Below are 10239 nucleotides of genomic sequence, written 5' to 3' on the forward strand. Positions count from 1 at the left end.
GCCGCCCTCTCGCGGCCGTGCGCCTGCCGGGAGCCCTGGGGCGCCCGGGATCGCGCGGCCCGCCGGTCGAATTCCACGTCGTGGCTCTGCCGCGACCCGTCGGCGGGCCGCTGCGGCCCGGCCGACCACGCGGCCGAAGCCAGGACGACGACGCCCTCCTCGCTCTTCGAGGAGGGCCGCGGCCGGTTTCGACGCCGGGTCCCGAAGGACCCGCGCCCGGTCCTGGAACTGCTCCCGCCTACAACTACCGCTTCCCCGGCGTCGGCTGACGGCTCGTCACGGGACGTGCGCGACTACCACTTCCCGGGCGCGTAGTCCTTCATGAAGACCCCGTACAGGTCCTCCCCCGCCTCGCCCCGCACGATGGGGTCGTAGACCCGGGCGGCGCCGTCGACCAGGTCGAGCGGCGCGTGGAACCCCGCCTCGGCGAGGCGCAGCTTGTCGTAGTGCGGCCGCTCGTCCGTGATCCAGCCCGTGTCGACCGAGGTCATCAGGATGCCGTCCGTCTGGAACATCTCCTGGGCGCTGGTGCGCGTGACCATGTTCATCGCGGCTTTGGCGGCGTTCGTGTTGGGGTGGCCCGCCCCCTTGTAGCCACGCCCGAAGACGCCTTCCATCGCCGAGACGTTCACCACGTACGCGCGTCCGCTCGCCGCCTGCCTCGCGGCCTCGGCCATGGCCGGCCGCAACTTGCTGATCAGGATGAACGGCGCCGTGTAGTTGCACAGCTGGGTCTCCAGCAGCTCCACGGGCGAGATCTGCTCGATCGTCTGCACCCAGGTGTTGGAGTCGACCACGTCGGGCACGAGCCCGCCCGCGTCGATCGCCGTGCCGTCGAGGTGCCGCTCGACGCTGGCGTTGCCCGCGACCAGGGCCAGGTCGGCGACCTGCTGGGCGTCCAGGCCACTGGTCCCGAGGGGCAGCGCCGCGATGCCGTCGACGGCGCCGGAGTTGAAGGCGCCGATGACGTGGTGGGCGGGCAGCTCACCGGCGGGCAGCGGCGCGCTCTCGCCCTCGACCAGCGCGGCGTAGGCGGAGGGCAGGCGGCGCACGGTCTGCGTCGCGTTGTTGACGAGGATGTCCAGCGGGCCCGCCTCGGCGACCTGATCGGCCAGGGCCACGGCCTGCGCCGGATCGCGCAGGTCGATGCCGACGACCTCCAGGCGGTGCATCCAGTCCGCGGAGTCGTCCATGGCCTTGAAGCGGCGGATGGCGTCCTTCGGGAAGCGCGTGGTGATCGTGGTGTGCGCGCCGTCGCGCAGCAGCCTCAGCGCGATGTACATGCCGATCTTGGCGCGGCCGCCGGTGAGCAGGGCGCGCTTGCCGGTGAGGTCGGCGCGGACGTCGCGCTTCTCGCGGTTCACGCGGGCGCAGTCGGGACAGAGCTGGTGGTAGAAGTAGTCGACTTCCACGTACCGGGACTTGCAGGTGTAGCAGGAGCGCGGGCGCTGGAGTATCCCGGCGATCCTGCCCTCCTCGGTGTGCGAGGAAGGCAGCAGGCCTTCGGTCTCGTCGTCGATGCGCTGGGCGGAGCCGGTCGCGGTGGCCTCCGTGACCGCCTTGTCGTGGGCGGTCTTGGCGGCCCGGCGTTCCTGGCGGCGGCGCTGCTTGACCGTGCGGTAGACGCCGGCCGTGGCCCGGCGCACCGCGATCGCGTCCGGGTGGTCGACCTCCAGCTTGTCGAGTTCCTCGAGCACGCCGAGGCAGACGGCCAGCCGCTCGGGGTCGATGCCGGGTCCGTACGAGAGCCCGCCGGCCTCGTCCATGGCCTGCGGGCCGTCCTCTGTCACCGTCATCGCCGCTGTCGTTCCCTGCTCTGCCGTCGCGGCGCGCCGGTCGCGCCCGCTTTCGAACGGCGAATTTTACGGAGCGTCGGGCCGCACCGCCAAACTCGCCTTGATCACGACCGGCAGGCCTTGATCAGCGTGGCCACCTCCTTCGAGACGGCCGTGGCGAACAGATCGAGGTCAGGGACCGCCTCGCCGTCGGCGACGAGGCCGTAGTGGACGCTTCCCCGGTAGGTGGAGACGGCGACCGCCAGGGAGTGGCCGGGGGCCAGCGGGGCGAAGGGGAAGACGGCGGTGAGCGGGTGACCGCCGAGCTTCAGCCCCAGGCTGGGCAGGGGCACGCTGGTCACCAGGATGTCGAACCAGAGCCGGGCCGCCTGGCCGACCAGGGGGCCGCCGAGCCGGTGGGCCAGGGCGGGTACGTGGTCGGCGAGCAGGGCGACGGCGCCCGCGCCCCGGTTGGGGCCGGCGTCCTTGTTGCGGTCCATGGCGTCCCGGACCGAGGCGAGGCGTGCCAGCGGGTCCGGGTCGTCCACCGGAAGCCGTATCAAGTACCCGGAGAGCCGGTTGCCCTGCGGGTAGGCGGTGCGCGGGCGGCGCTTGGAGACGGGGATCAGGGCGCGGGGCGCGACGTCCTCGCTGCCGTCGCCGCGCTCGTCGAGCCAGCGGCGCAGAGCGCCCGCGACGACCGCGATGAGCACGTCGTTGACGGTGCCGCCGACGGTCTTGCGGACCCGGTGCACGTCGTCGAGGTCGAGCACCACTCCGGCGGTGCGGCGGGTACCGCTCGGCTCGCAGGTCAGCGCGGGGGTGGAGCGCACGTCGAGGGAGGAGCGGGCGACGGACGCGCCGATGTCCAGGGCGCGGCTCACGTCGGACAGGGCGCCGCGCATCATCCCGGGCAGGTCGCGCACGTCGGGAAGCAGGGGGCGCGGGGGCGCGGCGGGACGGGGCCGGGGCGCGGGCATGTCCATCGGGTCCATGACGCCCACGGCGAGCGTCAGCGCCCGCAGCCCGTCGGCCAGGGCGTGGTGGAACTTGAACAGCACCGCGAAGCAGACGCCGTCCTCGCCCGGCAGTACATGCGCCTCCCAGGGCGGCCTGCCACGCTCCAGCGGACGCTCCATGAGCCGGCCCGCGACCGTGTGGAAGTCGGCGGTCGGGGCGTGCAGCCGCACATGGTTCGCAGGGTCGAAGTCCGGATCCGCCTCGCGGGCGGCACCACCGAAGGCGAGCGGCCTGCGCAGGGCGGCGGGCAGCGGCTGCCACACGTCGCGGATACGCATCCGCAGCCCGGGGACACCGGCGGCCCGGGCCGCGAGCAGGTCCGCCGCATGGGCGCCCGCGGCGGGTGAGTGAGCCGAGAAGATCCCGAGCGCACCGAGGTGCATCGGGTTTTCCGCGGACTCGATGTTCCAGAACGCCAGGTCGAGGGGGGCGAGCAGGTCAGCAGTCAAGGGGCTTGCCTCGCATGGACGACGGGTGGGCCAGCAGTCAACCGCCCCCAGCCGATTACGGTCAAGTACGATCGCGCTACGTACAGTTAACAGCAGATTAAGTCCCGCCTCGGCGAAAGGGGCGGGACTTATGGTGCATGTGAGGTCAGTTCAGCACAGGTTGCGCCGCCGGGCACCCGGTGGGAGTCACCCGGGAGGCGTCACGGATCAGCGCCTCGTGTGCGGCCTTCAGCCGGGCCGTGTCCGGTTTCAGCACCGCCCGGTCGTACGTGAGGAAGCCGTTCAGCTCACCCTCCACGTCCGTGATCTGGGTGTACACGGCGCCGTTGCCGCCCTTGCAGACCAGCGCCCGGACCTCGTCCAGCTTCGTCAGGTAGTCCTCGGTGTAGGTCGCCGGGTCGACGTCGACATAGGACTGCTGCACCGACCAGGCGTGGCCGGGGACCGCGAGGCCCAGGCCGCCGTACTCGCCGCTGACCAGGGCGCGCTCGCCGTCGGGGTGGGGCGGCAGGGCCGGGCTCGGATAGCCGTGCTCGTCCATGAGGTCGCCGGTGCCGCCGTCGGCGCCGAGGTTCAGCCCGGACTGGCCGTTGACCAGCCGGGTCGGGTCCCAGGCCTTGGCCTGCTCGGCGACCCGGCCCACGTCGTACTGGCCCCAGCCCTCGTTGAAGGTCACCCACATGACGACCGACGGGCTGCTGATGTGCTCGTCGATCATCTCCTTCATCTCACGCTCGTAGCGGGCACGGGAGCCGGCGCTCGGGTTCACCCCGGCCGTCATCGCGGGCATGTCCTGCCACACCAGCAGCCCGAGCCTGTCGGCCCAGTAGAACCAGCGGTCCGGCTCGACCTTGATGTGCTTGCGCACCGAGTTGAAACCGAGCCGCTTGTGCGCCTTCAGATCGTGGGCCAGGGCCTCGTCGGTGGGTGCGGTGTGCAGGCCGTCGGGCCAGAAGCCCTGGTCGAGCGTGGCCATCATGAAGACGGGTTCGCCGTTGAGGACCGTACGCGGGACGCCGCCGATCTTCTCGACGGCGATGGAGCGCATCCCGAAGTAGCTGCCGACCCGGTCGGTGCCGGCCTTCACCTCCAGCCGGTACAGGAAGGGGTCGTCGGGCGACCAGAGGTGCGGGTCGTGGACGGCCAGGGTCAGGTCCCGGCCGGTGCGGCCGCTCGCCGTGGCCACCTTGCGCCGTCCGTCGTACGCCGTCGCCGTGATCGGCACGCCGTCCCGGATGCCCCGCGCCCGGACCGTCAGCTTCTCGCCGGCCACGTCGGGGGTGAGCTTGAGCGAGTCCACGTGGTCGCGGGCCACCGGCTCCATCCAGACCGTCTGCCAGATGCCGGAGGACGGGGTGTACCAGATGCCGCTGGGGTCCAGGCGCTGCTTGCCCAGCGGCGGGTTCTCGCCGGAGGCCGCGTCGGTCGGGTCGTGGACACCGACGATCAGCTCCTGGGCGCGGCCGGGCTTCAGGGCGTCGGTGATGTCGGCGGCGAACTTGTCGTAGCCGCCCTCGTGCGTGGCGACCTTCGTGCCGTTGACGTACACCTCGGAGCGCCAGTCGACGGCGCCGAAGTTGAGCCGGAGCCGCTGCGCGGGGCCGATGCGGCAGTCGGCGGGGACCGTGAAGGTGCGGCGGTACCACATGCGGTCCTCGTGCCGTTCGATGCCGGAGAGCTGGGACTCCACCGGGTACGGGACGAGGACGCGTTCCTTCAGCGTCCCGCCGACGGGCGGCTGCTCGCCCGGCTCGGCGGCGGCGAACTGCCAGCGGCCGTTGAGGTTGCGCCACGCCTTACGGGTGAGTTGCGGGCGCGGGTACTCGGGGTGGGCGTTGCCGGGTCCGACCTCGTCGGCCCAGCGGGTGCGCAACTGGTGCGTCGAGTGGTTGGGGCCGCTGGTCCAGAACGCCTTGACAACGTTGCCTTCGGTGTCGGAGAGGCCGCCCTGGCCGTCATAGCGGAGGTCGGCGGTACCGCGGGCGGTGCCCGTCCGGTTGCCGACGACCGGTTCGTCGAGGGCGACCAGGAGGGCGGTGGGGTCGGCGGGGTCGAGCCGGGCCGCGCCCAGGGGCCAGGCGGCGCCGCCGATCACCGCGTCGAGGTGGTCGGTGAAGCCGGCCGGGGGCGCGGCCAGGGGCTGGGGTCCTCCGGCGACGTCTCGTCAGGTGACCAGCTGCCCCTTGCCCAGGGCGATGACCCCGCCCTTGGACACCGTGTACAGCTCCGTGTCCCGCTCCGGGTTGACACCGATGGTCGCGCCCGGCGGCACCTCGACGTTCTTGTCGAGCACGGCACCGCGCACCACCGCGCCCCGCCCGATGTGCACGTTGTCGTGCAGCACCGAACCCTGCACCACGGCGCCCGGGTCGACCACCACACCGGGCGACAACACGGACCGGCTGACCTGCCCGCGCACCAGGCAGCCCGCGCTGATGATGGACTCGCTGGCGATGCCGCCCGCGTTGAAGCGGGCCGGCGAGAGCTGGTACGAGTGCGTGTAGATCGGCCAGCTGCGGTTGTACAGGTTGAAGGCGGGGCGCTCGGCGATGAGGTCCATATGGGCGTCGTAGTAGGCGTCCAGCGTCCCGACGTCCCGCCAGTAGCCCTGATCGCGGGTGGTCTCGCCGGGCACGTGGTTGGCGCTGAAGTCGTACAGCGCGGCCTCACCCCGCTCGGTGAGCTGGGGCAGGATCGAGCCGCCCATATCGTGCACGGAGGACTCGTCCTCCGCGTCCCGCTTGAGCGCCTCGATGAGGGCCTTGGTGGTGAAGATGTAGTTGCCCATGGAGGCGAACACGCAGTTGGGATCGTCCGCCAGACCGGGCGGGTCCGACGGCTTCTCCAGGAAGCGCTCCACCGTCTGCCCGTCCGAGCCCGGCGTGATCACCCCGAAGGACGAGGACTCGGTGCGCGGCACCCGGATCCCCGCGACCGTCACCCCGGCACCGCTCTCCATGTGCTGGGCGAGCATCTGGCGCGGGTCCATGCGGTAGACGTGGTCGGCGCCGAAGACGGCGACGTACTCGGGGCGCTCGTCGTAGATCAGGTTCAGCGACTGCAGGATCGCGTCCGCGCTGCCCAGGTACCAGCGCGGGCCGAGGCGCTGCTGGGCGGGCACGGGCGTGACGTAGTTGCCCAGCAGATTGGACATCCGCCAGGTCATCGTGATGTGCCGGTCCAGCGAGTGCGACTTGTACTGCGTCAGGACGCAGATGCGCAGGACATCGGCGTTGACGAGGTTGGACAGGACGAAGTCGACCAGGCGGTACGTGCCACCGAACGTCACCGCCGGTTTGGCACGGTCCGCGGTCAGAGGCATCAGTCGTTTGCCCTCACCGCCCGCCAGCACGATCCCCAGTACCGAAGGACCACCACCTCGCATGGCCGCTCCCCTCACGCCGATTTCCCGATGCCTGCCCCTGAGCAGTACCCACTAAGCCTGTTTGACGATCTCCTCGTAGAGCCGGACCGTGCGGCGGGCCACCGCGTCCCAGCCGAACTCACCGACCGCGCGCTCCCGCCCGGCCTCGCCCATCCGCCGGGCGGCCTCCGGATCACCCAGGACGGTGTCCACGGCGCGGGCGAGGCCCGCCTCGAAGCCGTCGCCGGGTGCCACGAGCAGGCCGGTGGCGCCGTCGTCCACGACCTCGGGGATACCCCCGACCGCCGAGGCCACCACGGGCGTGCCGCAGGCCATCGCCTCCAGGTTCACGATGCCGAGCGGCTCGTACACCGACGGGCAGACGAACAGGGCCGCATGGGTGAGGAGCTGGATCACCTCCGGGCGCGGCAGCATCTTCGGAATCCAGAACACGCCGTCGCGGACCTCGCTCAGCTGCCCGAACAGTTCGCGGAACTCCTGGTCGATCTCCGGTGTGTCCGGTGCCCCCGCACACAGCACGACCTGCGCGGCCGGGTCGATGTCCCGCACCGCGCGCAGCAGATGGGGCACGCCCTTCTGGCGAGTGATCCGGCCGACGAAGAGCACATACGGGCGGGAGCGGTCCAGGCCGATGCGGTCCAGGGCGTCCGTGCCGTGGTCGGGCCGGTACAGGCCGGTGTCGATGCCGTTGTGCACGATGTGGACCCGTTCCGGGTCCAGCGCCGGGTAGCACCCCAGGATGTCCTCGCGCATGGCGGCGGACACGGCGATCACCGCGTCGGCGGCCTCGATCGCGGTGCGCTCCGCCCAGCCGGACAGCTCGTAGCCGCCGCCGAGCTGCTCGGCCTTCCAGGGGCGCAGGGGTTCCAGGGAGTGCGCCGTCATCACGTGCGGGATGCCGTACAGCATCTTGGCGAGGTGGCCGCCGAGGTTGGCGTACCAGGTGTGGGAGTGGACCAGCTCGCGGCCCTCCAGGGCGGCGGCCATGGCGAGATCGACGGAGAAGGTGCGCAGCGCGTCGTTGGCCCCGTCGAGCGCGGACCAGGGCCGGTGCCGCCGCACACCGTCGGTGCGGCCCTCGCCCCAGCAGTGCACGTCCAGGTCGACGAGCGGTCTGAGCTCGCGGGCGAGGAATTCCACATGGACGCCCGCACCGCCGTACACATCCGGCGGGTACTCCCGGGTCAGCAGTCCGACGCGCACCCGCAACTCCCTGCTCTCAGCGGCCGTTCCCTTTCATGGTCACCCAGAAGGGGCGCGTGGGGAAGAGCGAGGCGGCCGTGTGAAGCAACAGTCCCCGCAGACGCCCCCGCCGGGCACCCGGTAGTACAGGCAGCAACTGCGGCGGCGGAAGGCGGATCCGGTGAGGGTTCCGGCGCCGGCGAGCAGGGGGTGCGCGAGGAGTTCCGCGGTCAGGGAGCGGGCGCGGACGGCGACGTCCGTGCGGTCGTGCCGCCGTGCCCAGCGGTCCAGTTCCCGGGCGGCGCCGGCCAGCGCGGAGGCGGCGTTGCCCCGCAGCAGACCCGGCGCGAGACGGTGGTGGGCACGCAGGGCCGCCGCCAGCGGTACGAGGTGGCCGTGCAGGACGACGTCCGCGACGGTCGGCGCGTCGCCGGGCAGGGGCCGTACGCCGGAGAGCCACAGGTCGTCGGGGGCGCTGCCGTCGGCGTCCCAGTGCAGCAGCCGGGCGTCGAGGTCCGGAACACCGCCGTAGAGCGCGGCGCAGCCGAGGGCGACCGACCAGAGCCGCGCCGCGAGCCCCTGGTGGGTCACCGACGCGGCCACCCGCGACTCGGGGACGCGCAGGGCGGTCGCGACCTTCAGTACCCGAAACATCAGGGGATTTGCCGATACATCCGGTGACGCCGTGGCATAGGCCTGTGCGAGAGTGGGAAGGGACCCGGCCGGTGCTCCCTCCGTGCGTAGCACGAAGAAGCCGGCGAGCGGGCGGAGCGCGGCGAGGTCGGGGTCGAGGTCCACGAAGAGCAGTAGTACCAAGGCCCCTAAGGGACGCGACCCGGTGGCCCCCGGCCGGGGGCGCCCACCCTGGGGATGACGGGGCTCCCTTCGTACTCCATCGGCAGTAGGACCCAATGAGTGCTCAGGGACGACGACGGGAAGACCTGGACACGGCAGGGTGTTGGTCATGAAAGCCCACCTTTCGCCCCGCCGGGCCGAGCGCCCTCGCCTGACGCAGAGGAGCAGCCGATGAGCGCCCTCGCGCTGTCCGTTCTGCTCTCCCTCGTCTCCGCGTTCGCCTACGCGGGCGGGGCGATCGTGCAGGAGCGGGTGGCGGAGTCCTCGCCGGGCGAGCAGTACGCGCCGCTGCGCCGGCCGGGCTGGTGGGCGGCGGTCGCGCTGAACGGCCTCGGTGGGCTGCTGCACGTGGTGGCACTGGCCTACGGTCCCCTGAGCCTGGTGCAGCCGCTGGGCGCACTGACCATCGTGGTGGCCCTGCCCATGGCGGCGCTGTTCGTCGGCCGCAAGGCCGGTGCCACGGCGTGGCGGGGCGCGATCATGGCGACGGTGGGGCTCGCCGGTCTGCTGTCGCTGGTCGCCGCGTCGGACGCGCGGTCGCTGAGCGCGGCCCAGCGGGTGGCCGTCGCCCTCGTCACCGCGGGCGTGGTCGTGGCGCTGATGATCGCCGCGCGGGCGGCGCACCGGCACCCGGCGGTGCGCAGCATGCTGCTGGCGACCGCCTCCGGCATCGCGTTCGGCATGTCCTCGGTGTTCACCAAGACCGTCGCGGTCGACTGGGCGGGCGGTGTGTCGGCGGCGGACGCGCCGTCCCTCGCCGCGATCGGTGTCCTGGCCACGGCCGGCATGCTGCTCTCGCAGGCCTCCTACCGGGGCGCCGGCCTCGCGGCCCCGCTGGCCACGCTGACGGTCGTGAACCCGGTGGTGGCGGCCGCGGTCGGCATCACGATGTTCGGAGAAACCTTCCGCTACGGCTCGACGGGCACGGCGCTCGCGTTGAGTTGCGGTGTGGTGGCGGCGGGCGGCCTGATCCTGCTGACGACGGAGCGGCTCACGCACGGGCAGCCGACCGCGGATGCCCTGCCGACGGCGGGGCATGCGTCAGAGGCCGTGGGCGGTACCGAAGAAGTGCCCGCACCGGTGGGTGGGCCGCCCGAGAGCCTGGGCGGCCGTCCCGAGCCGGTGACCGGCGGAGCGGAGGCCATGCCCACCGGCCGACGACCGCTCGGGAAGCATCTGCTCGCGGACCCCGTCGCCGCGTCCGAAGCCGTACGCGGTGTCCGGGGACACCGCGAACACCACCGCCTCGCGGCGGGGGCGGCGAGGGAGATGGCCACGGCCGTGCTCGTCCCGCGGCCGGGGACACCTGCGGTGCTCGTACCGAGGCTGGAGACACCTCCGGTGCTCGTACCGAGGCCGGGGACACCTCCGGTGCTCGTACCGGGGCTGGACACGACCGGGCTCAAGGCCGGGCCGGCGGCGGCTGCGGAGGCGCCGGTGCCGGTACCGGAGACGGCGACGGCGACGGCGGCGCCGGCGCCGTACGCGCCAGGCGGGCGCCCCGACGCCGTCCCGGCATCCCAGCAGGCCCTTTCGTCCTTGCCCGGCCCGGTCGTGCCTTGCCAGCGTCGGG

The 10239-nt window shown here is 72.5% G+C and carries 6 protein-coding genes and 1 pseudogene; 1 reads left to right on the top strand and 6 read right to left on the bottom strand.

Annotated features, from left to right (window positions below):
* Nucleotides 1-293: 293 nt before the first annotated feature.
* The 6 genes and pseudogenes from ABTX62_RS31250 to ABTX62_RS31275 all read right to left on the bottom strand — a co-directional run bounded on the left by ABTX62_RS31250 (nt 294) and on the right by ABTX62_RS31275 (nt 8627).
* Entirely contained in the window at nt 294-1796 is a 1503-nt protein-coding gene (locus tag ABTX62_RS31250) for an SDR family NAD(P)-dependent oxidoreductase (protein ID WP_352119317.1), read from the bottom strand.
* 104 nt (nt 1797-1900) lie between these two features.
* Nucleotides 1901-3244 (bottom strand): wax ester/triacylglycerol synthase family O-acyltransferase, encoded by a 1344-nt coding sequence (locus ABTX62_RS31255; protein WP_352119318.1) that lies wholly within the window; start codon nt 3242-3244, stop codon nt 1901-1903.
* Between the two features lie 145 nt (nt 3245-3389).
* Nucleotides 3390-5387 (bottom strand): annotated as a pseudogene (locus ABTX62_RS31260) (glycoside hydrolase family 2 protein); the annotation flags it as partial.
* Nucleotides 5388-5408: 21 nt separating this feature from the next.
* Nucleotides 5409-6629, bottom strand: coding sequence for a glucose-1-phosphate adenylyltransferase (glgC, locus tag ABTX62_RS31265; RefSeq protein WP_352119319.1), 1221 nt, complete (start codon nt 6627-6629; stop codon nt 5409-5411).
* A 51-nt stretch (nt 6630-6680) separates the two neighbouring features.
* Nucleotides 6681-7832: a glycogen synthase gene (gene glgA / locus ABTX62_RS31270; protein ID WP_352119320.1), complete on the bottom strand. Its 1152-nt coding sequence runs from the start codon at nt 7830-7832 to the stop codon at nt 6681-6683.
* Nucleotides 7833-7871: 39 nt separating this feature from the next.
* The gene (locus ABTX62_RS31275) at nt 7872-8627 is read right to left on the bottom strand and encodes a (2Fe-2S)-binding protein (RefSeq protein WP_352119321.1); all 756 of its coding nucleotides are present in this window, start codon (nt 8625-8627) and stop codon (nt 7872-7874) included.
* Nucleotides 8628-8837: 210 nt separating this feature from the next.
* Here ABTX62_RS31275 and ABTX62_RS31280 point away from each other — a divergent pair.
* Nucleotides 8838-10239: DMT family transporter (locus tag ABTX62_RS31280; protein WP_352119322.1), on the top strand; the 1402-nt coding region annotated here is incomplete at its 3' end.

This window comes from Streptomyces sp. NPDC096046 (genome assembly GCF_040303285.1).
Lineage (GTDB): Bacteria > Actinomycetota > Actinomycetes > Streptomycetales > Streptomycetaceae > Streptomyces.

Coding starts and splice junctions, on each gene's coding strand:
- ABTX62_RS31250 (WP_352119317.1), bottom strand. CDS start 1,796: ATGACGGTGACAGAGGACGGCCCGCAGGCCATGGACGAGGCCGGCGGG.
- glgC (WP_352119319.1), bottom strand. CDS start 6,629: ATGCGAGGTGGTGGTCCTTCGGTACTGGGGATCGTGCTGGCGGGCGGT.